This is a genomic window from Sphingomonas sp. UYEF23 (assembly GCF_040546165.1).
Taxonomy (GTDB): Bacteria; Pseudomonadota; Alphaproteobacteria; order Sphingomonadales; family Sphingomonadaceae; genus Sphingomonas; species Sphingomonas glacialis.
This window is the reverse complement of sequence record NZ_JBEPNG010000001.1, coordinates 257,908-279,469: the sequence shown is the minus strand read 5'-3', so window position 1 is coordinate 279,469 and position 21,562 is coordinate 257,908. Positions and strand designations below refer to the sequence as shown.

The window sequence follows — 21,562 nt, the reverse complement described above, 5'->3', positions numbered from 1 at the left end:
CACGATTGCACCACCGAGATGGTGGTGCTTGGAGAGGAACGTACATGTCCCTGCTGCTCATTGGCGCCCTGCTCGCCGGCGCCCCCGCCACCGCCGACACCGTGATCGGCCGCTGGAAGACCGAGACGCTCAATGCCATTGTCGAGATCAGCCGGTGCGGCGCCTCGATCTGCGGTAAAGTCGTAACGTCGGATGCGATCCGCGCCAATCCGTCGCTCAAAGACGCCAAGAATTCGGACGAAAAGCTGCGCACGCGTCCTGTCCAGGGAATGCTGATGCTGAGCGGCTTTGCACCCGACAAGGACGGCGTATGGGCCAACGGCCAAGTCTACAATGCCGAGGACGGCCACACCTATAGCGGTCGTATCACCCCCGTTGGCAGCGACCGGCTCAAGCTGCGCGGCTGCGTCTTCTTCCCGCTCTGCAAGACGCAGACGTGGACGCGCGTGCGCTGAGCCCACCTTCTTTCTTCCCCCTCGAAAAGTCAGTTCAGGAATATATCATGGTTATCCGTTGCAAGGCCCCGTTGCTGGCCGCGTCTGCACTCGTCTCGACCGTCGGCTTCGCCGGCGTTGCGCACGCCGATGCTTTCTATCTCCAGTCACAGACCACGGTCGGCGCGGGGCGTTCGTTCTCGGGTGAAGTCGCCGACACGGGACCGTCGTCGCTGTGGTGGAACCCTGCCGCGATCGCCGGGATCACCGAGACCGAAGTCCAGGTCAGCGCGACCGCAATCCTGCCCAAGGGTGACGTCGTCGACAACGGCACGCTGATCGCGCGTCCCGGCCAGGCCTTCGCGCCGATCGGCGGACAGACCCGCTCGCGCAATCCGATCAACAACGGCGTGCTGCCGAGCGGATCGGTCGCGTATCCGATCAACGACCGGATCGCGGTCGGCCTCGCGGTGACGTCGCCGTTCAGCTTCACCACCGATTACGACGCCAATAGCTGGACGCGCTACAGCGCCGACAAGACGCGCCTGCGCACGATCGACATCCAGCCTTCGATCGGCGTGGTGCTGACCGACTGGCTGCGGGTCGGCGGCGCGCTCAACGTCGAATATACCGACGCGTACCTCAGCAACGCGCTGCCCAACGTCTCGGCGGCACTGCCCGACGGCAGCCAGACGCTGCGCGGCGACGGCTGGGACTTCGGCTGGACCGCGGGCGTCCAGCTCCACAACAAGCTCGTTTCGGTCGGCATCAGCTACAAGTCGAGCATCAAGCATACGCTGAAGGGCGATCTCACCGTTGCCGGGCTGGTCGGCCCGCTCGCGGCGCAGAACCGTTCGCTCTCGGGCGTCCAGGCACAGTTCAACACACCGGGTCAGGTGATCGTCGGCGGTCGTCTGCGCGCAACCGAAGCGCTGACGCTCAACGCGCAGGTCGTCGCGTATAACTGGAGCAAGTTCGACGCGATCCGCCTCGGCGCGCCGCTCAACGTCGCACTGCCCGAGAACTACCGCGACAGCTGGAGCCTCGCCGGCGGTTTCGATTACGCGGTCAGCCCCAAGGCGACGGTGCGTGCCGGCGTGCAGCGCGCAGTGACCCCGACACAGGATGGCCTGCGTGACGCGCGCGTGCCCGATTCGAACCGCTGGACCTATTCGGCGGGCGGCAGCTATCGGATGAGCAACCACATGACGATCGATGCCGCGGCAAGCTATGTCGATTTCAAGGACACGACGATCGACCGTGCGACCGCAGCCTATGCCGGCACCGCCGCGCAGACGGTCATCCTGACCAAGGGCCTGCTGCAGAACGCGCATGCCGTCGTGCTGTCGCTTGGCGGGCGCTTCAGCTTCTGATCGAACGGACATCCGGGGATCTTGCAATCCCCGGAAGCGTCACCATCTTCCTGTCATCGTTCAACAATGGAAAGGAGGTGGTCGAATGTCTCATTGTCTCACGCCGCAGTCGGCACAGGGTTTGAGCTCGGTCTCCCTCGTGGAGGGCGGTCTCGCCTGAAGAGTTGCCGGCCTGAGGCCGACAATGGAAAGGCCGTCCCGCAAGGGGCGGCCTTTTGTCTTTGGATCGATGATGCGTGATCTGTTCGATACCCCGATCCTGCCGGGGCTGACCGCAGTCGAGGATTTCGTTTCCGCGGACGAAGCGCGCGCGCTGGTCACGTCGATCGATGCGTGTGCGCTAGAGCCGTTCCGCTTCCAGGGCTGGCTCGGCAAGCGGCTGACGCACAGCTTCGGCTGGCACTACGATTTCGACACCGGCGGGATGGCCGAGGCTTCGCCAATTCCGGCGTGGCTCGATCCGCTTCGTCGCCGTGCCGAGGGGATGGCGGGATTGGCCGCTGGCACGCTCGTCCAAGCGCTGGTGATTCGCTACGATATCGGTGCCGGGATCGGCTGGCACCGCGACCGGCCGCACTTCGAGCATGTCGTCGGCATCTCGCTCGGCGCGCCCGCGACGCTGCGCTTCCGCCGTCGGATCGGCGACCGCTTCGAGCGGGCCACCGCGCTGCTGACTCCGCGCGGCGCCTATCATCTGAGCGGCGTTGCACGCCACGCGTGGGAGCACAGCATCGCCGAAATGGATGCACCGCGCTGGTCGATCACCTTTCGCAGCCTCTCCGACACGGGCAGGGCGTCGATCGCGGCCGCAAATCGCTAAGCCTGTGGACAATGCCCGCCTGAAAACTGCTATGCCGGACGACGTGTCGTCTGCCGAGTTCCAATCCCCGCCGCCCGATTTCGTCGTGATCGACGTCGAGACCGCCTGTTCGCGCGCGAGCAGCATCTGCCAGATCGGCATTGTCGGGTTTCGCGGAGGCCGCGAAGTCTTCGAATACGAAACGCTGCTCGATCCGTGCGACGAGTTCAACATCTTCAATACGCGCATCCATGGGATCGCCGCGCACCATGTCGTCGGGCAGCCGCGCTTCGGCGACGTGCACGCGGTGGTCGAACGGCATCTCGCCGGGCGCACCACGGTCGCGCATTCGTTCTTCGACAAGAGCGCGCTCGCGGCGGCCTGCCGGCAGCACGATCGGCCGATGATCGAGACGACGTGGCTCGACAGCGTCCGCGTCGCCCAGCGCGCTTGGCCCGATCTCGAAAACCACAAGCTTGGGGGGCTGGCGCGCTATCTCGGGATCGCGCATCGCCATCACGACGCGCTGAGCGATGCGCGCGCCGCGGGCTGGGTGATCGTCAAGGCGATCGAGCAAACCGGGATTTCGCTCGAGAAATGGCTGGCACCGCCGCGCAAGCCGGGGCCAGCGCCGACCCCGGCCGAGGCAGGGCCGCTGCTCGGCGAGCGAGTCGCGATCGTCGGCGAGCCGCGCGATGGGCCATTGGCGCATCGGCTCGCGGCGCTCGGCGCCAAGGTGATGACCTCGGTCGGTACGAGCACCAATGTCCTTATCGTCGCCGGAGGCGATCGCTTCACGCGCGCGACGTTGATGAGCCCGGCATATGGCAAGGCCGAAGCGCTGCGCCGCGCGGGCAAGCCGATCCGGATCGTGTCCGAACAGACGCTGCTCGCCGCAATCGGGCAAGCCGCTTAGAGCATCGCGAGCGGCGTACGCGCGCGTGGCGGCGGGAACGCTGCGTCCAGCGCCGCCAGCGTTTCCGCGTCGAGTTCGAGATCGAGCGCGGCACGATTGTCGCGGACGTGCGCGACGCTGCCGGCCTTGGGGATCGCGATCACGGCGTCGCGCCGCATCGTCCAGGCCAGCGCGAGCTGTGCCGGTGTCGCGTCGCGCGCGGCAGCGATCGTCGCCAGCGCGCGGTGACCGAGCAGGCGTCCTTGCTCGACCGGGCTGTACGCCATGATTGGGATCCGCCGCTCCGCGAGCCATGGCAGCAGGTCATGCTCGGGCCCGCGTCGCGTGAGATTGTAGAGAATCTGATCGGTCGCGCAGCCTTGTCCACCGGCTTCGACCAGCTCCTCCATATCGTCGGTGTCGAGGTTGCTGACGCCCCAGCGCACGATCATGCCGGCATCGCGGAGCGCCTCCATCGCCTCGACCGTCTCGGCCAACGGGACAGAGCCGCGCCAGTGGAGCAGATAGAGATCGAGCCGGTCGGTTTCGAGCCGCTTGAGGCTGGCTTCGCACGCCGCGCGAAGGCGCGCGCGGCCGGCATTCTGCGGATAGGCCTTGCTGACCAGGAACACCTGATCGCGAAGCCCAGCGATCGCTTCGCCGACCAAGGCTTCCGATTCGCCGTCGCCGTACATTTCGGCGGTGTCGATCAGCGTCATGCCGAGCGTGATGCCCTCGCGCAAAGCCGCGATCTCGGCGCTGCGGTTCGAGCGGTCTTCGCCCATCATCCACGTACCCTGGCCAAGCGCCGGGACGGTCGTGCCATCGGGGAGGGAAACCTGTTTCATCATTGCTCCGGGCGGCGCGTCAGGACTGCCAGCCCCCGCCAAGGGCCTTGAACACGTCGACTTGCCGATCGACCAACAACGCGTTGGAGGCGGCAAGGTTCGCTTGCGCCGTGGTGAGCGCGGCCTGTGCGCTCAGCAGAGCGAGGAAATCGGTCCGCCCGAAGCGATAGAGCGTGCCCGCCTGGTTCGCCGCGCGCGCGGCACTCGCCTGCGCGCGGGCGAGTGCCGCGTTGCGATCGGCCTCGCGCGCATAGGCCGAGAGCGCGGTCTCGGTCTGGCGCAGCGCCTCGAGCGTCGTCGAATCGAACTGCGCGAGCGCAGCGTCGGCGGCCGCGCCCGCCTGCGCGATCTGTGCGCGGACGATCGGGCGGTTGGGGAAGCTCCAGCTGATCAGCGGTCCCAGCCCGACATGGAAGGCATCGCCCGACCCGAACGCCGAGAGCGGCCCGGTCAGCCCGACCGATCCACCGAGGCTGACCTGGGGATACAGGTTCGCCGTGGCGACCCCGATCCGCGCGGTCGCGGCGGCGAGCGAGCGTTCGGCGGCGCGGATATCGGGCCGCCGCGCGATCAGCCCTGCGCCGTCACCGATCGGCAGCGGCTTGCGCATCGTCGGCGCGGTCGCGCAGCTCGCCACGTCCTTCGGGTAATCGGCGGGCGCGCGGCCCATCAGCGTGGCGAGCCGGTAGAGCGCGGCGGTGCGCGTCGCGATCGTTGAGGGAACCAGCGCAGCGCTCTGATCGACCGCGCTTTGCGCGCGCGTCACGTCGAAGGCCGTCCCGCGTCCGCCGCGTTGCAGCCGCTGCGTCACGCCGAGCGTCTGGCGCTGGAGCGCGAGCACGCGGTTGTTGGCGGCGAGCACCATGTTCGCCGTGCAGGCCGCCGCATAGCTGCGCGCGATCTCGGCAGCCACGGTCACGCGGACATTGTCGCGCGCCGCGGCGACGGCTTCGGCATCGCCCTGCGCCGCCTCGATCGCGCGACGGATTCGCCCCGCCAGATCGAGCGGGTAGGCGAGCGACAGCCCGACATCGTAGCCCACCGTACCCGGCAGCGATCCGCCGGTGCCAGCGGGCCGCGACAGCGACGCGCCGCCGCCAAGCGCGGTCGACAGCGTCCGTCCAGCAGCGACCTCCGCCACGACCGCATCGGCGCGTCGCAGATTGGCGTCGGCAACGCGCAGGTCGGCATTGGCGGCAAGCCCTTCCGCGACGAAGCCGTCGAGCCGCGTGTCCCCATAGAGCTGCCACCAGTGATCGGGCAGCGGGACATCGGCAAAGCGCTTCTCCTTGCCGCTGTCGAACGCGCCTTGCGCGCTCGGGCGGTTGACCACGGCTGGATCGGGCAGCGTGTAGTTCGGTCCGGCAGTGGTGCAGCCGGCCAGCAGAAGCGCGGCAGCTCCCGCGAGGACACCGCGCCTCATGCGTGCACCTGTGGGGCTTGCGGGACGACCGTTACCGTCGCGCTGCGCCCGACGATCAGCGAGACCCCCTGCGGCACCGCGGTCAGCTTGACGCGCACCGGGATACGCTGTGCGAGGCGGACCCAGGTGAAGGTCGGGTTGACCGTCGGTAGCTGGTTCGCGCTGATGCTGCGCTCGTTGTCGCTAATGCCCGCTGCGATGCTGTCGACGCGGCCCTTCAGCGCGCGCGGCTCGCCCATCAGATGGACCGTGACGGGGTCGCCGATATGAATGCTGCCGAGCTTTGTTTCCTCGAAATAGCCCTCGACGCGAATCGAATCCGAATCGAGCAGCGCCATCGCTTGCGCCCCCGCTGCGATGAAGTCGCCCGGGTGCAGATCGAGATTGGTCACCGTGCCGTTGACGCTCGCGCGTACCGTGGTCCGCGCGAGGTTGAGCGCGGCGGTGGAGCGCGCGCTCTGCGCCTGCGCGAGCGCCGCGCTGGCGGTCGCAACGCGCGCGACATTTTGCTCGTGCGTTTCCTTGGCGACGAGATCGCCGAGCGCAAGGTCGCGCTGCGCCTCGCTCCGCGCTTGCAGCAGCGTCGCGCGCGCGCTCTGGATCGCCGCGTCGGACTGCGCGAGCGTCAACGCGAAGCGCGGGCGATCGACGACGAACAGCACGTCGCCCGCCTTCACGCGCTGATTGTCGTGCACCGCGACTTGCGTGATCAACCCGCCGACATCGGGGGTGATGCGGACGACATCGGCACGGATATGCCCGTCGCGCGTCCACGGATCGGTCTCGTAGCGGCGCCACAGCCACAAAGCGACGAGGATCGCGAGCAGCACGATCACGATCGTCACGGCGGAACGGCCAAGCGGGGCGAGCAGCGATTTCATAACGAGGGTCCGGTCAGCAAGGACAAGAGTCCGAGGATGAGGAAGAAGAGCGCGAGGTCGACCAAGGGTCGGTAGGCAACGAAGCGATACGCGCCGAACGCCGACAGCAGCCGCGTGACGACGGCGGTCAGCACCAGCGCGGCGATCGCCAGCAGCAGGATCGTCGGCACGAACACCCCGCCGATCGAGACTTCGCCGATCATGCCGCGATTCCATACGCCGGCGCGCCGGGGAAGAGGTTGCGGCGCAACGACGTCAAAGCCAGCACGCCGGCACGCGCGCGGGCGGGTTCGGGGTTGGCCGCCAGATCGCCGATCGCGCTGTCGAGATCGGCAAGCAGCTCGGGTTCGGGTGGGGCGGGGCGATCTGGCCGCAGCGCGCGATAATGCGTGCCGACGCCCTGCAGGACGGGAGTTATGCTCGCAGCGTCGTCGAGCGTGCCGTCGAGCCGCAATTGCCGCAATTCGCCGATCGCGACGCCAACGCGCAGATCGCTCAACGCATCGAGCAGCGGTTTGCCCGGATCCTTGTCCTGCAGCGCGAGCCGCGGCGCTAACAAGCCGATCCGGTCGAGCATCCGCGCAACCCAGCCTGCGGCGTCGGGCGGGCCCTTCGCGTTGCTTCGCTGCGCCAGTTCGCGCCAGCCGGCGCGGATCAGGCGGCGCGCGGCGGTATCGGCGCCGATCGTCTGGAACAGGCCGACGGTGACGACCGCGAAGATCGTCCCGATCAGCTGCGAGACGCCGCCATTGACGAACCCGTCGAAGCTGCCGCCGTAGCGATCGTTGAGCCCGACCGTATTGATCCCGCCGAGCAACGCGCCGAGCGTGACCAGCGTCGTCCGCGGGCGCGACAGGAATACGCCGCCGATCAGCATCGCCGGCGCAAGCACCGCGATCAGCGTCACGAAATCGGTGACGCGTGGCAGGATCGCGAAAGCGTAGATCGCCGCCACGGTCAGGCCGAGGATGGTGCCGTAGAAGAACGCCATGATCGACGGCGCGGGATCGTCGCTGTTGCCGAACAGCGCGCAGCACACGCCCGCGATCAGCACCGCGCCAGCGCCATCGGACCAGCCCGTCCCGATCCAGAAGACGCAGCCGATCAGGATCGTCGCGACGGTTCCCGCCGCCGCCCGCAGCGCGATGCCACGGTCGCGGTGGAGCGGGCGGCGCGCGGTCCGCGCCAGCAGTCGCGCGACGCCGGGGTTGAGCGGCGTGCGCGAGGGCGAGCGCATCTGGTCGAGCAAGTCGCGCGCATTGCGATGCGCATCGATCAGCTCGGCGAGCCGCGCGAGCAAACTCAGCCGCAGTGCATCGCGCCACAGCAATGGCTCGGCCACAGGCGGCTCGAGCGCGCGCGCGCGGGCGATCAGCGCATCGCCGGTGGCGTTGCGCTCGGCCATCGGCAGCGCAGCGGCGAGCCAGCCGCGGACCTCCTCGATCAACGCGAGCGCTTCGGGACGCGGCGCGTCGGCCCCACGCAGCAATTCGCGGATGCGGTCGTCGACGGCGCTGGCGAGCGGGAGCAGCATCGACAGCTCGGCTTGAAGCGCGCGCAGCGTACGGACGCGCGGCTGGAGGCGTGCGGTGTCGAACGGCAAATGGATGGAGAGCTGGTGCAGCTCGTTGATATCGAGCGCGAGCCGTCGCCGATCACGGTCGAGCCGGCTGTCGGCGAGCCCCGCGAGCGAATCGCGCGACCAGCGCTCGGCATCGGCGAGGATCGCGTTGACGCGCGAGAGCAGCGTTGCAGTGACGGTCTGCGGGAAGACGAAGCCGTGCACCAACGCGCCGCACAGGATCCCGATCGTGATCTCCTCGACGCGCAGGATCGCGGTGGTGAAAATCGCACCCGGCGCTTCGACCGAGGGGAAGCCAATGATGCTCGCGGTATAGCCGGCGAGCAGAAAAACGTAGGCGCGCGGTGTCCGGTCGAGCAACGAGATATAGAGGCACACGCCGAGCCACAGCGCGAGCCCAAGCGACAGCAGTTCGGGCGCGTTGACGAGGTTCGGCACCAGCACGACCGCGGCGGCGGCGCCGAGCACCGTCCCCATCACGCGGAACGCCGCCTTCGACAGCGCGGCGCCGGCGAGCGGTTGCGCGACGATGTACGACGTCGTCACCGCCCAGTATGGCCGCGTCAGGCCGATCCGCAGCGCAATATAATAGGCAAGCACCGCCGCGAGCAGGCATTTGACCGAGAACAGCGCCTCTTTCCAGCCGAAGCGATTGCCCGTCATCGGCTGCGCTTCCGGGTGAAGCGCGCCTCGAGCTGCTCTGCCACCCGCAGGGCGGTGGCAAGATCGGTGTCGGCGACGTCGGCGAGCATCTCGCGTCGCAACGCCTCGAACGCCGCCTCGATCTTTGCGACCAGCGCGCGGCCCCGCTCGGTCAAGCGGACGCGGCTGACGCGGGCATCGACGTCGTCGCGTTGGCGGTCGACCAGTTCGGCGGCGACCAACTGATCGACCACGCGAACCAAGGAGGCGGCGGAAACGTCGAGCTCGGCGGCGAGGTCGGTCTGGCGCACATCGTCACCGAGGCGCCCGACTTGGACGATCGTCCACCCGCCTGAAGCGGATAGGCCAAAGCCGCTCAGCGCACGGTCGGCGGATTGCCGCCACATGCGCGCAAGCGGAAGGAGTGTGCGAGCATAAGCGGCTTCGACGTTAGATCGTTCGGACATCATTAGCGTGCTAAGTAATGATGCATGGCGCAATCGCAACCCTTGAGGATGGAATGCGACGGCAACGAAACGAAACCGCTTTGGGTCCAAGCCGGGCCGAATTTTGGTGCGGACCGGCCGGCGGGGCGTTGGCCGACCACGCCAGCGGTTCGTCGGTTGTGCGGCGCGGCCCTGGCTTAGCCGTTAGGAGCGCGTCCGCGTGGGGCGACGCGACGCCGATGGCCTTTCGATCGGCCGCCACCGCGCCCTGCACGATCAGCTTTGTCGGGATTGCCATCCACCCCCCAGCGCGCGGAACAGGTCGATCTGCGCATCGGCGATCCGCGCGTCGGCGGCGGCCAGTTCGGCGTCGCTGTCGGCGAAGGTGCGTTCGGCATCGAGCACTTCGAGGAAATCGATCGTCCCCTCGCGCTGGCGCGCGCGGGTGATCCGCGCGGCGGTCGCGGCATTGTCGCGTGCCGACTGCAACTGCGTGCGGCGGTCTAGCTCGCGCGCATAGGTCGACAGCGCGGTCTCGGTCTCCTCGAGCGCGCTCAGCACGCTGCCGTCGAAGCTGGCGAGCGCGCCGCGCGTCTCGGCCTTGGCGCCGGCGATCTTCGCCCGCGCCGCCGACTGGTTGAGCGACCAGTTGAGCAATGGCCCGAGCAGCCAGCGCACCGGACCGCCGGTGAACAGATCGCCGACCGTCGTCGCGGTCGAGCCGATCGAGGCGCCTAGCGAGATCTGCGGATAGAGTTGCGATGTCTGCACCCCGATCCGCGCGGTCGACGCGGCAAGGCGGCGCTCGGCGGCGCGAACGTCCGGGCGTCGGGCGAGCAAAGCCGCCCCGTCGCCGATCGGGATCGGCTGGTCGAGCCGCGGCGTCGTGCTGCGCGCGCTGGCGCTGGTGGGGAGGTCGCGCGGCGTTCGACCGGTGAGCGTCGCCAGGCGGAACAGCGCGGCTTGCCGCTCGCTCTCGATCTGCGGGACGAGCGCGGCGCGCTGGTCGCGCAGCGCGGCGATGCGGACCTGGTCGAGCTTGGTCGCGCGCCCGGCGTCGACGCGCTTGCCGGTCAGCGTCGTCGACTTTTCGAGGAGGTCGACGATCCGCCGCGCGACCGCGAGCCGCTCGGCCGAGGAGGCGGCATCGACATAGGCGCGCGTCGTCGCGGCAACGATCGAGACGCGCACCGCATCGGCATCGGCCTGCGCCGCGCCGACATCGCCGCGTGCCGCCTCGACATTGCGGCGGGCTCGGCCCGAGAGGTCGAGTTCGTAGCTGACGTCGAGGCCGACATCGTAGGTGGCGCGCTCGCGTGCCAAGCCGGGCAGGCTCTGTAGTTGCGACGACCGTGCGTAAGTGCCGCTCGCGCCGGCATTCACCTGCGGCTCGCGGTCGGTCTTGGCGCCGCGCAGCGAGGCGCGGGCGGTGTCGAGCCGCGCGACCGCGACGCGCAGATCGGTGTTCGCCGCGAGCGCATCGGCGACGAGCCCGTCGAGCACGGGATCGCGGTACATCCGCCACCAGTTCAGCTCGGCATCGGTGGTGACCGTCGCGGCGTTTGACGTGACGAACGGCGCCGCGGCGGTCGGTGGGGGCAGGGGGGCGACATAATTAGGCCCGGCGGCGCAGGCGGAGAGGGCGAGCGCGGAGAGGCTGGTGAGCAGGACGGCTTTCATGATCGTTCCTATTCGGCTGGCTGAAGCGTCGGGGCGGCGGATGGGGAAGCCGGGCGGCGGCGTTCGAGCCGCTTCGCCAGCGCGCGCGCGACGACGTAGAAGGTGGGGGTGAAGAGCAGGCCGAAGCCGGTCACACCGATCATCCCGAAGAACACCGCCGTGCCGAGCGCCTGGCGGAGTTCGGCGCCAGCCCCCTCGGCGATCACCAGCGGCACCGCGCCGAGGATGAAGGCGAAGCTCGTCATCAGGATCGGCCGCAACCGGTCCTTCGCCGCGCGGACTGCCGCCTCGACCGGCGACAGGCCGTCTTCCTCCTCGGCCTGCTTGGCGAACTCGACCACGAGGATCGCGTTCTTGGCGGCAAGCGCGATCAGCACGACGAGGCCGATCTGCGTCAGGACATTGTTGTCCATCCCGCGCAGATTCACCCCGGTCATCGCCGCGAGCAGGCACATTGGCACGATCAGGATGATCGCGAGCGGCAGCGTCAGGCTCTCATATTGTGCGGCGAGCACGAGAAAGACGAACAGCACCGCCATGCCGAAGACGAGCCCCGCCGTGCTGCCCGCCGATTTCTGCTGGAAGGCGATGCCGGTCCATTCATGTGCGTACCCCGTCGGCAATGCGGTATCGGCGAGCTTCTCCATTGCGACGAGCGACTGGCCCGACGACGACCCCTTGGCGGTGTCGCCATCGACCTCGACCGCCGGGAACAGATTGTAGCGCACGACGCGATACGGCCCGGTCTTGTCGCGGAAGGTCGAGACCGATCCGATCGGCACCATCTGCCCGGTGTTCGACCGCGTCTTGAGGTTGGCGATATCGGCGGTGGTGTTGCGGAACGGCGCATCGGCCTGGGCGGTGACGCGGTAGGTGCGGCCGAGCAGGTTGAAGTCGTTGACGAACGCCGACCCGAGATAGACCTGCAGCGCCTCGAACACGCGCTCGGGTGGCACCCCCAGCATGTTCGCCTTGGTGCGATCGACATCGGCGAAGATGCGCGGGGTGGCGGTGTCGAAGAAGGTATAGACCTGCGCCAGCCCCTTGGTCTGGTTCGCCTGGCCGATCAGGCCGTAGGCGGTCTTGCCCATCTCCTGATAGCCATGCCCCTGCAGGTCCTGCACCATCAGGCGATAGCCGCCGGCCGAGCCGATGCCTTGGATCAGCGGCGGCGGGACGATCAGCAGACGTGCCTCATTGATGTCGGCGGTCGCCTTCTGCGCCTCGCCCATGATCGAGGCGAGCGTCACGCCGAGCTTGCGACGTTCCTCGAAGCTCTTGAGCGGGATGTAGGCGGCGGCGCTGTTGGGCGCGAGCGTCTGCGACGGGCCGTCGAAGCCGGCAAGCATGACCGCGCCCTTGACCCCGGCGAGCGGCAGGATGCGCTTGGCGACCTTCTGCATCACGGCATCGGTGCGATCGACCGCCGAGCCCGGCGGCAGCTGGATGATCGTCAGGAAGTAGCCCTGATCCTGCGCTGGCACGAAGCCCGACGGCGTGACGGTGAAGACGACGGCGGTCAGCGCGATCAGCGCGCCGTACGCCAGCATCATTTTGCGCGGTGCGCTGACGAGGCGCAGCGTCATGCGGCCATAGGCCTCGCTCATCCGCTCGAAGCCGCGGTTGAAGGCGTCGCCCGCGCGGCGCACCAGCCGCGCGGCGCGGTTGCCCGAATCCGCCGGTCCATGCGGCTTGAGCAGCATCGCCGCGAGCGCGGGCGACAGTGTCAGCGAGAGCAGCAGCGAGATGATCGTCGCGGTCGAGATCGTCACCGCGAACTGGCGGTAGAAGGCGCCCGACAGGCCGGTGAGGAACACGGTCGGGATGAACACCGCGCAGAGCACGAGCACGATCGCGACGAGCGCGCCCGACACTTCGTCCATCGACTTGCGCGCCGCCTCGAGCGGGGAGAGCCCGTGCTCGAGGTTGCGCTCGACATTTTCGACCACAACGATCGCGTCGTCGACAACGATGCCGATCGCGAGCACCAGCCCGAACAGCGACAGGTTGTTGAGCGAGTAACCGACCGCTGCCAGCACCGCGAAGGTGCCGATCAGCGAGACCGGGATCGCAACAATCGGGATGACCGCCGCGCGCCACTTCTGCAGGAAGACGAGGATGACGAGCACGACGAGGATCATCGCCTCGATCAGCGTGTGCTTCACCGCGTCGATCGACTGGGCGATGAATTCGGTCGGGTTGTAGATGACCTTGTAGGCGAGCCCCTTGGGGAACTTCTTCGACATCGTCTCCATCTCGGCCGACACCGCTTGCGCGGCGGCGAGCGCGTTCGAGCCTGGGCGCTGGAAGACCGCCGCGATGACCGTCGGCTTGCCGCTGAGATAGGTGTTGGCGCCGTAGTCCTGCGCACCGAGCTCGACCCGCGCGACGTCCGAGACCTTGACCTGGCGGCCATCCTTGTCGGTGCGGATCACCACGTCGGCGAACTGCTTGGGGTCGGTGAGGCGGCCCTGCGTCTCGACGTTGAGCTGGAACGCGTTGCCAGTGGCGTAGGGCGGCTGGCCGAGCGTGCCCGCCGCGACCTGGACGTTCTGGGCGCGGAGTGCCGCGACGATTTCGCCCGCGGTCAGGTCGAGCGCGGCGGCACGGCCGGGGTCGATCCAGACGCGCATCGAATAGTCGCGCGCGCCGAACAGTTGCACGTCACCGACGCCATCGATGCGGCTGAGGCGATCGCGGACCTGGGTGAGCGCGTAATTGGAGATGTAGCCGCGATCGAGCGAATTGTCGGGCGAGATCAGGTTGACGACCATCAGGAAGTCCGGGCTGGTCTTGCGCGTCACCACGCCAAGGCGCTGCACGTCCTCGGGTAGCCGCGGGACCGCGACCGCGACGCGGTTTTGCACGAGCACCTGCGCGGCATCGAGGTTGGTGCCGATCTTGAAGGTGACGGTGATCGTCACCTTGCCATCGCCGGTCGATTGGGACGACTGGTACAGCATGTTGTCGACGCCGTTGATTTCCTGCTCGATCGGCGCGGCGACGGTCTCGGCGACGGTTTCGGCCGAAGCGCCCGGATACACCGCGCTGACCGTCACCGTGGGGGGCACGATATCGGGATATTGCGACACCGGCAGGGTGAAATAGGCGACCAGACCCACGATGGTGATGACCACCGCGATGACCCCGGCGAAGATCGGCCGGGTGATGAAGAAGCGCGAGAAGCGCATGGACAGTGTCCCTAGAAGAAGCGCGCACGTCACCGGAGAGCGTCCACGAGCGGACGCCGAAGCGACGAACGGCAATGATGAATCGATCGGCTATTGGGTCCGGACCGACGCCACTCCCGTCATCCCTGCGAAAGCGGGGATCCCGCTGCCTTGCCCCGTCGTGGGAGAAGAAGCGGCACCCTCGCCTTCGCGAGGGTGACGAGCAGGGGCATTACCGGCTCAGCGTCGCTTCGCCCGCGATTGGCTGCGCGGTCGGCGCAGATGCATCCGCCGAAACCGCGATCTTGCCGACCGTGGGCGCAACCTTGGCACCCGGCATCGCCATCTGCGTGCCCTTGATGATGATGCGATCCTGCGGGCCGACGCCCGATCGGATCACGCGCATCCCGTCGACCACCGCGCCGAGCACGACCGGCTTGGCGGTGACGACATTGTTGCCATCGACCGTGAGCAGGACCTTGCGTGCCTGGTCGGTCTGCACCGCATCGTCGGGGACGAGCAAAGCGGGCCTGGTCCCGGCGCTGGCGAGCCGCATGTTGCCGAACATCCCCGGCGTCAGGAACAGCCCCGGATTGGCGAGCACCGCGCGACCGCGGATCGTGCCCGAATGCGTGTCGAGCCCGTTGTCGGTGAAGTCGAGCTTGCCCTTCCAGCGATGGCTCGTCTCGTCCTGCAACTGGATCTCGACCGCAGGCGCAGCGGCACCCGGCTGGCGGTTGCGTTGCGTCTTGAGGAACAACGCCTCCGAACCGTCGAAGGTGAAGTAGATCGGGTCGAGCGCGTTGATCGTCGTCAGCACCGTGCCGCCGGTGCCTTCGCCGCCGGCGACCTGATTGCCCGCATCGACGCGGCGATCCGAGATGCGTCCGCTGATCGGTGCCCGGATCTGCGTGAAGGACACATCGAGCGCGCGCGCCCGGACGCGGGCTTGCGCCGCCGCGAGGCCGGCTTGTGCCGCCTGCAGCTTCCCGCGCAGTGCATCGACTTCGCCGGCCGAAACCGCATCGTCGGCGATCAGCCGCGTCGCGCGGCCGAGATCGGTGCGCGCCAGCACCAGCGCGCTTTGCGCACTCGCCTCGTTGGCGCGTGCTTCGGCGAGCGCGGCGGCGAAGGGGCGCGAGTCGATCGTGAAGAGCAATTGGCCCTGGCGGACGACATCGCCGTCGTGGAAATGCACCCCGGTCACTTCACCCGCAACGCGCGGCCGGACCTCGACTCTGCGGCTGGGCGCGAAGCGGCCGACATAATCGTCCCACTCGCTGACCTGGCGTACCAACGGCGTGGCGATGGTCACGGCGGCGGGCGGCGGAAGCGCTGCGACCGCGTCGGAATGATCGAACAGCTTGACGCCGACGACCCCGGCGACCGCGATCGGCACCAGCACTGCCGCGCGCTTTTGCCAGCGCGTCCACCGCTTTGGTTTGGATATGTCGGATTCGGTACGAAGCTCCGGCGTCGTATCGATCGGTGCGATCATGTTCATGCGAAGATCCTCCGGTCGGTACGTCCGACGCGCATTCCGGTCACGCTGATGATGAGCGTCTCGAGTTGCGCCTCGCTGAAGCCGACCGAATGGAAATGCGCGATTTCAGCCGTTGGCAGGGCGAAACCGCGATGCCGGGCGTGCACCGCCGCGCGGCGGAGCGCTTCCAGCTTCGGATCGGCGAGCCGCGATGCGGTACCGCGCCCGAATACGCCGCCAAGCGCGCGCGCCAGGCGGCCAGGGGTGGTAAGGCTGCCGAGCGTATCGCGTTGCGCCAGCGCAATGACGCTCCATTCGAGCGCCGAGAACCCGGCAAGCCCAGCGGTGGCAGGCGTCTGGCTGCGGCTGGTGACGGGCGCTGCGAACATATTGTCGAGGTCGAGATAGGCCATGGAAAATCCCCCTCTTGGGTCTTTGGCGGACAGACGAGCAGCACCCTACGCAGACGAGGCTTCGTCTGCGGTAGCCGCGCGATGGGCGTGAGAAATCATGCCAGGAAGCACATGCTTCCTGCTGATCAAGCTTTGGAAAGTGTAGAAAAGGCCCGCGGCATTACCGACGGACCCTTCAGTCAGGTGATCGTGTTGGTCATGGGCACAGACCCTTTTGCCGCTACCGGTTCCGCGTTAGGATCCAGCTTCAATACCGTTCGGTATATAAAGCGCCAAAGGCGTGCGTCAACGGCATTCTGTACCGGTCTGAATATTTATCGACAAGTTTTTATTGGGTCGGCCAAACCGCCATGCTGGTCTCGACGAGTTGCGAAAGCTCAGCGCAGGTCGCGCCCGATCCGCCTTGCAGCGCGAGGCCTTGCAGGATCGCGAAGAGGAAGCGGGTCAGCGCCTCGGGCGTCATACCTTCGGGGAATTCGCCCGCGGCCTGTGCCTCGGCGAAGCGCTTGACCAGCGCTGCCTCGGAAGAGGCGCGCCGCTTGACGACCTCGGCCTTGATCGGTTCGGCCTCGGCGCCGCAGGTCGCGGCGCTGATCACCCCGAGGCAACCCTTGGGATCGCACGTGCTCATCTGCATTTCGAGCGATCCGCGCAGCAAGCGTTCGGCGACACCCCGCGCCGTCGGTGCTTCGAGCGCCGACGTCATATAGGCCAGTTTTTCGCGCTCGTAGAGGTCGAGCGCCTTGTGGAACAGCTGCTCCTTATTGCCGAACGCAGCGTACAGGCTTGGCTTGGTGATGCCCATCGCACTGGTCAGCTCGGTCATCGACGCGGCCTCATAGCCGTTGCGCCAGAACACCAGCAAAGCCTGGCCCAGTGCCTCGTCAATGTCGAACTCACGCGGCCTGCCTTTCGGCGCCGAGGGGGAGCAAACGCTATTCATACCGGTCGGTATATAGGCATTCTGCCCGCGACGTCCAGACCTGTCACACGTGAGACGTGTCAGCGAACCTAGCGTTCAACCGCATCGCGCTTGATCGGCGCGAGCTTGGCGAGAAAGCGATTTTGCGCGGCGAAGGGCACGCCTTCCTTGCGCATCGCCGCCTGGAGATCCTCGACGAGGGCGCCGACGTCGGCGGTCTGCAGTCCGAGGTTCTTGTGGCCTTCGCGCATCGTGCGTCCACTATAACCGCAGCCGCCGTTGAGGATGTAACAGAACTGCTCCTTGAGCAGCCGCCGCAACCGCACCTCGTCCTGGCCTTTGAAGATATCGGCGATCCGCGGGTCGATCACGATGCGCGTGACGAGATCGTCGGCGATCCGGTCCACGCCTGCACGCCCGTGGAACGCGACGAGCATCGCGCTGCCCTTGAACGGCGTCGCTCCGGCATTGGCGTTGCTGTGCGGATAGGGATCGACGGGATCCTCGCCAGGCGGCGTGGTCTGAAGCGCGAGCGCGAGAGCAAGAAGTACCATGGGAACGCGCCTACCTCAAAAGCTCGCCTGGAGCGAAAGGAATGCGCCGCGCTGGCGCTTGAAGGTCGCGATACTGCCGAGATCGGCATAGGCGGCAGTCACCGTCAGATGGCGCTCGAATTGCCACGCCGCAAACGCATCCACCGCTTTGCGCTCGCGCGCGAAACCGAGATTGTCGGGCTTGGTCCGAATCTCGGCGCCAAGCAGCAGGCGGCGCGAGACGAGCAGACCAGCCGACCCTTCGAATTCGGCGTGATAGGCATCGCTCCGGTCGCCGCCAAAACCGAGCAGCCCGAACTGATTGGCCTTGGTGAAGCGAACCGTCGCGCCGAGAACGAGACTGCGCGCGAGCACGACCTTGCTCGCAGACAGCAGGAAATCGGTGCCCTGCGCGTGCTTGCCGCCGACCGCCGCGATGATCGCGCTCTTGGCAGCGCGGTGATACTGCACGCCGATCGAGATTTGCGGCAGCACGCGGTCCTGATCATACACCGCATCGCCGATCACGCGCAGTTTTGCACCGAACACGTCCTGGCCAAACGTGAAGTTGTGCCCGAGCCCGAGCGTCGCGCCCGCCTGGCGCGTGTCGAAGCTCTGGTGCGCGTAGGAGAATTCAACGCGATTGTGCAGGCCGATCGCGCCGCCGACGCTCTTCAGGTCGAAATCGGGCAGCGCGACGATGGTCGCATGCGCGCTGCCGCCGATCCCGGCATCGGTCTCATTGCCCGCGATCAGCGCCCAAGTCGCCAGTCCGCCGCCGGCCGATCCCTCGACGGTCGAGACCCCGCTCGTCAGCATCAATTTGCCGCCCTGGCGCAATTCGCCGGCGAAGGCGGGAGACGCGCACAGCAAGGCGAGCACGCAAACGACCAGAGCCTGAAAGTGTCGAAACATGATACGCCCACCCACGCCGGCTGAAGTGCAGGCGCCGCCGTTTGCCTAGGGAAAGACCCTTAGGGTTCCGTAAATGCGAATTTTACGTTTTCGCCACCTTTCCGGCTTAGCCGGGTGTGATGTTAATCCATGTTATGCGATTCACCGGAGCGGCCGCGGCGCTCGCATGTTCGTTTCCGGCCTTCGCGGCGACCGTTTCGGTCGACGTGATCGGCGCCGATGGCAAACCGCTCGCTGGCGCGGTGGTGCTCGTCGATACCCCCCGCAAACCGGCCGGCGCGATGAAGCCGGGCGGTCCGTACGAGATGGCGCAGCAGAATATCGCGTTCGTCCCGCACGTGCTGATCGTGCCGGTCGGGGCGACGGTCAGCTTTCCCAATCGCGACAAGGTGCGCCACCACGTCTATTCCTTCTCGAAAGCGCGCAAGTTCGACTTGAAGCTGTACGGCAAGGATGAGACTCGCTCTGTCGTCTTCGACAAGCCCGGCGTCGTCGCCCTCGGCTGTAATATCCACGATGCGATGAACGGGTCGATCATCGTCGTCGAAACGCCTTATGCGGTGCAATCGGACGCGAAGGGGCACGCGACGATCGCGGACGTCCCGGTTGGGGGCGCGACGATCCGCGTATGGCATCCATCAATCCGCGCGCCCGACAATATGCTGTCTCAATCGGCCACGGTGACTGCGACCGGGTACACCACCACCTACACCATTCGCGGGCGCTGAGATGACCGTACGGGCCCTGCCGCGGTGGCGCTTCCGGCATCTGCGCACGCGGCTCGCGGTGCAATATGGCGTGCTGTTCGCGGCCAGCCTGCTCGTTGTCGCAATCGTCGGGCAGCTCGTGATCTGGGGGCAGGCCCGCGACGCGGTCCGCGCCGAGTTGCGGACCAGCGGCAGCGTCTACGATCGTATTTGGGCGATGCGCGCGCACGCGCTTATGGACAGCGCGTCGGTGCTGACGCGCGATTTCGGCTTCCGCTCGGCGGTCGCGAGCGGCGATCGGCCGACGATCGAGTCTGCCCTCGCGTCGTTGCGCACCCGCGCCGACGTGCCGCAGGCATTCTTCGTAGATCTTCAGGGGCAAGTTTTCGGTACTGGCTCGGGCGACGTGCGGCGTGCGATCGCGAGCGTGCCGACCACCCTCGCGCGCGGCCGGACCGAGGCGGTCATCGCCACGCGAACCGGCGCATTCCGGCTCATCGTAGCACCGGTCCTCGCCCCGAATGAAATCGGTTGGGTCACGTTCGCGCTTCCGCTCGATCGCGCCGAGATGGCGGCGTTGCAGCATCTGTCCGCCATCCCGCTCGCCGCGACGATCCTGACACGCGATGCGAAGGGATCGTGGCACGGCGTATCGAGCGACGTTGCCGGGTCGCGGGCGCTCGACGCATTCGTCGCGACCGCGATCGGCGGGCGCAGCGAGCCGGCGTTTCTTGCCCTGCCCGATGGCGATGCGCTGGCGCTCGCCAAGCCGTTGCTCGGGCCGGCGGGCAAGCCGAGCGCGGTCCTGTTGCTGAGCTATCCTTGGGCAGCGGCGATGGCGGCGTATCGCACGATGGAGGTTGGTATCGCGCTCGCCGGTGTGATGGGGCTGCTGCTCGTCCTGCTCGGCAGCCGCCGCTTGGCGAACGGGATCGCCCGTCCGATCGCAGCGCTCGATGCGGCCGCGCGCGCGCTCGAGGAAGGCACGCGCACCGAACTGCTGGTCGAGAGCGACGACGAGGTCGGGCGGCTCGCGCAGAGCTTCAACCGGATGTCGGCGGGTATCGTCGAGCGGGAGCATCGCATCACGCATCTCGCGTTCCACGACACGCTGACCAGCCTGCCAAACCGCACCTATTTCTGCCAGCAGCTCGAGTCCGAATTGCAGCGTTCGCTCAAACGCGGACAGCGCACGACCTTGCTGTGCCTCGATCTCGACGGGTTCAAGGGGATCAACGATTCGCTCGGCCACCCGATCGGCGACGCTTTGCTCCGCCAGATGGGCGACATCCTCTCGCGTATCGCCAGCGATGCAGTCGTCGCGCGGCTTGGCGGCGACGAGTTCGCGATCATCCTCGCCGATCATGACGATGTCGATCGCCCGCGCGCTTTGGCGCAAGCGATCCTCGATGAGATGCGCAGCCCGTTGCTCGTTGAAGGGCACCAGATCGCTACCGGGGCCAGCATCGGCATCGCGATCAGCCCGAACGACGGCGCCGACAGCGATGCGCTGCTCAAGAATGCCGACCTCGCGCTGTATCGTGCCAAGCAGGACGGCCGCGGGGTATTCCGCTTCTTCGAGCCCGCGCTCGATGCCGCAGCGCGCAAGCGGCGTGCGCTCGAGCTCGACTTGCGCGAAGCGATCCAGAGTGGCCAGTTCCGGCTCAACTTCCAGCCGATCTTCGATCTCAAGCGCGATCGGATCGGCGGCTTCGAGGCGTTGTTGCGCTGGGAGCATCCGACGCGCGGCAACGTCCCGCCGATCGAGTTCATTTCGGTTGCCGAGGAGACCGGCCTGATCATCGCGATCGGCGATTGGGTGATGCAGGAGGCGTGTCGTCAAGCGACCGCCTGGCCGGCGCATGTCCGCGTCGCGGTCAATGTCTCGCCGCTGCAATTTCGCAATTCGGGCTTCCCGAACGTCATCTTCCAGGCGTTGAGCCATAGCGGGCTCTCCCCCGACCGGCTCGAGATCGAGATCACCGAGTCGGTGTTTCTCGATGGCGAGACGACCGTCGTCACGCTGCTCCACAAATTGCGCGCGATGGGTGTGCGGATCGCGCTCGACGATTTCGGGACCGGCTATTCGTCGCTCAGCTATCTGCGCAGCTTCCCGTTCGACAAGATCAAGATCGACAAGAGTTTCGTCGACGCGGTCGCCGAGGACCGCAGCGCGGCGGCGATCGTCCGCGCGATCGTCGACTTGGCGACCGCGCTCCACATGGAGACGACCGCCGAGGGTGTCGAGGACCGCGACCAGTTGAGCGAGCTGCGCGGGCAGGGGTGCAGCAGCATTCAGGGGTATCTGTTCAGCCGCCCGATCGAAGGCAATATGGTCGCGGCGATGATTGGCAGCGCGATGAGCGCGGCGGCCTGACGGCCAGCCGCCACGTTCGATTAGAGGTCGGGAGCAGGC

Annotated in this window: 19 protein-coding genes; 6 read left to right on the top strand and 13 right to left on the bottom strand. The window is 67.4% G+C overall.

The genetic code is table 11. The features are described 5' to 3' along the window. Positions 1–44 precede the first annotated feature (44 nt). The 4 genes from ABIB28_RS01270 to ABIB28_RS01255 all read left to right on the top strand — a co-directional run bounded on the left by ABIB28_RS01270 (position 45) and on the right by ABIB28_RS01255 (position 3,522). Positions 45–455 (top strand): DUF2147 domain-containing protein, encoded by a 411-nt coding sequence (locus ABIB28_RS01270; protein WP_133188443.1) that lies wholly within the window; start codon positions 45–47, stop codon positions 453–455. A 47-nt stretch (positions 456–502) separates the two neighbouring features. Further along, positions 503–1,807, top strand: a complete 1,305-nt coding sequence (locus tag ABIB28_RS01265; protein WP_354285792.1) for an OmpP1/FadL family transporter — start codon at positions 503–505, stop codon at positions 1,805–1,807. Between the two features lie 229 nt (positions 1,808–2,036). Continuing rightward, positions 2,037–2,627: an alpha-ketoglutarate-dependent dioxygenase AlkB gene (locus ABIB28_RS01260; protein ID WP_354285790.1), complete on the top strand. Its 591-nt coding sequence runs from the start codon at positions 2,037–2,039 to the stop codon at positions 2,625–2,627. A 31-nt stretch (positions 2,628–2,658) separates the two neighbouring features. Then, on the top strand, positions 2,659–3,522 hold the full coding sequence (locus ABIB28_RS01255; RefSeq protein ID WP_133188437.1) for an exonuclease domain-containing protein: 864 nt from the start codon (positions 2,659–2,661) through the stop codon (positions 3,520–3,522). Here the strand turns inward: ABIB28_RS01255 and ABIB28_RS01250 are convergent. The 13 genes from ABIB28_RS01250 to ABIB28_RS01190 all read right to left on the bottom strand — a co-directional run bounded on the left by ABIB28_RS01250 (position 3,519) and on the right by ABIB28_RS01190 (position 18,439). Then, positions 3,519–4,349, bottom strand: a complete 831-nt coding sequence (locus tag ABIB28_RS01250; protein ID WP_354285787.1) for an aldo/keto reductase — start codon at positions 4,347–4,349, stop codon at positions 3,519–3,521. The genes ABIB28_RS01255 and ABIB28_RS01250 overlap by 4 nt on opposite strands. Before the next feature lie 19 nt (positions 4,350–4,368). Then, entirely contained in the window at positions 4,369–5,772 is a 1,404-nt protein-coding gene (locus ABIB28_RS01245; protein ID WP_133188433.1) for an efflux transporter outer membrane subunit, read from the bottom strand. Next, positions 5,769–6,653: an efflux RND transporter periplasmic adaptor subunit gene (locus tag ABIB28_RS01240; protein WP_354285785.1), complete on the bottom strand. Its 885-nt coding sequence runs from the start codon at positions 6,651–6,653 to the stop codon at positions 5,769–5,771. Before ABIB28_RS01240 ends, ABIB28_RS01245 begins: the two co-directional genes overlap by 4 nt. Further along, positions 6,650–6,856: a DUF1656 domain-containing protein gene (locus ABIB28_RS01235; protein WP_189674800.1), complete on the bottom strand. Its 207-nt coding sequence runs from the start codon at positions 6,854–6,856 to the stop codon at positions 6,650–6,652. The genes ABIB28_RS01240 and ABIB28_RS01235 overlap by 4 nt, the downstream gene beginning before the upstream one ends. Beyond that, positions 6,853–8,898 carry an FUSC family protein gene (locus ABIB28_RS01230; protein ID WP_354285783.1) on the bottom strand — a complete coding sequence of 682 codons (2,046 nt, stop codon included), beginning with the start codon at positions 8,896–8,898 and terminating at the stop codon, positions 6,853–6,855. The genes ABIB28_RS01235 and ABIB28_RS01230 overlap by 4 nt, the downstream gene beginning before the upstream one ends. Next, positions 8,895–9,344 carry a MarR family winged helix-turn-helix transcriptional regulator gene (locus tag ABIB28_RS01225; RefSeq protein WP_354285781.1) on the bottom strand — a complete coding sequence of 150 codons (450 nt, stop codon included), beginning with the start codon at positions 9,342–9,344 and terminating at the stop codon, positions 8,895–8,897. The genes ABIB28_RS01230 and ABIB28_RS01225 overlap by 4 nt, the downstream gene beginning before the upstream one ends. Positions 9,345–9,599: 255 nt before the next feature. Beyond that, positions 9,600–11,003 carry an efflux transporter outer membrane subunit gene (locus ABIB28_RS01220; protein WP_354285779.1) on the bottom strand — a complete coding sequence of 468 codons (1,404 nt, stop codon included), beginning with the start codon at positions 11,001–11,003 and terminating at the stop codon, positions 9,600–9,602. Positions 11,004–11,011: 8 nt separating this feature from the next. Then, on the bottom strand, positions 11,012–14,194 hold the full coding sequence (locus tag ABIB28_RS01215) for an efflux RND transporter permease subunit (RefSeq protein ID WP_354285777.1): 3,183 nt from the start codon (positions 14,192–14,194) through the stop codon (positions 11,012–11,014). Between the two features lie 211 nt (positions 14,195–14,405). After that, entirely contained in the window at positions 14,406–15,677 is a 1,272-nt protein-coding gene (locus tag ABIB28_RS01210; protein WP_354285776.1) for an efflux RND transporter periplasmic adaptor subunit, read from the bottom strand. Next, positions 15,674–16,069 (bottom strand): hypothetical protein, encoded by a 396-nt coding sequence (locus ABIB28_RS01205; RefSeq protein ID WP_354285774.1) that lies wholly within the window; start codon positions 16,067–16,069, stop codon positions 15,674–15,676. Before ABIB28_RS01205 ends, ABIB28_RS01210 begins: the two co-directional genes overlap by 4 nt. A gap of 328 nt (positions 16,070–16,397) precedes the next feature. Further along, the gene (locus ABIB28_RS01200) at positions 16,398–17,012 is read right to left on the bottom strand and encodes a TetR/AcrR family transcriptional regulator (protein WP_133188415.1); all 615 of its coding nucleotides are present in this window, start codon (positions 17,010–17,012) and stop codon (positions 16,398–16,400) included. Between the two features lie 68 nt (positions 17,013–17,080). After that, entirely contained in the window at positions 17,081–17,545 is a 465-nt protein-coding gene (locus ABIB28_RS01195) for a group I truncated hemoglobin (protein ID WP_354285772.1), read from the bottom strand. 15 nt (positions 17,546–17,560) lie between these two features. Further along, positions 17,561–18,439, bottom strand: coding sequence for a DUF3034 family protein (locus ABIB28_RS01190; protein WP_354285770.1), 879 nt, complete (start codon positions 18,437–18,439; stop codon positions 17,561–17,563). 134 nt (positions 18,440–18,573) lie between these two features. On the opposite strand from ABIB28_RS01190, the gene ABIB28_RS01185 reads away from it, so the two are divergent. Beyond that, complete coding sequence (locus ABIB28_RS01185; RefSeq protein WP_354285769.1) at positions 18,574–19,167, top strand: methylamine utilization protein; 594 nt, start codon at positions 18,574–18,576, stop codon at positions 19,165–19,167. A 1-nt stretch (position 19,168) separates the two neighbouring features. Beyond that, positions 19,169–21,523 (top strand): putative bifunctional diguanylate cyclase/phosphodiesterase, encoded by a 2,355-nt coding sequence (locus ABIB28_RS01180; RefSeq protein ID WP_354285767.1) that lies wholly within the window; start codon positions 19,169–19,171, stop codon positions 21,521–21,523. Positions 21,524–21,562 lie beyond the last annotated feature (39 nt).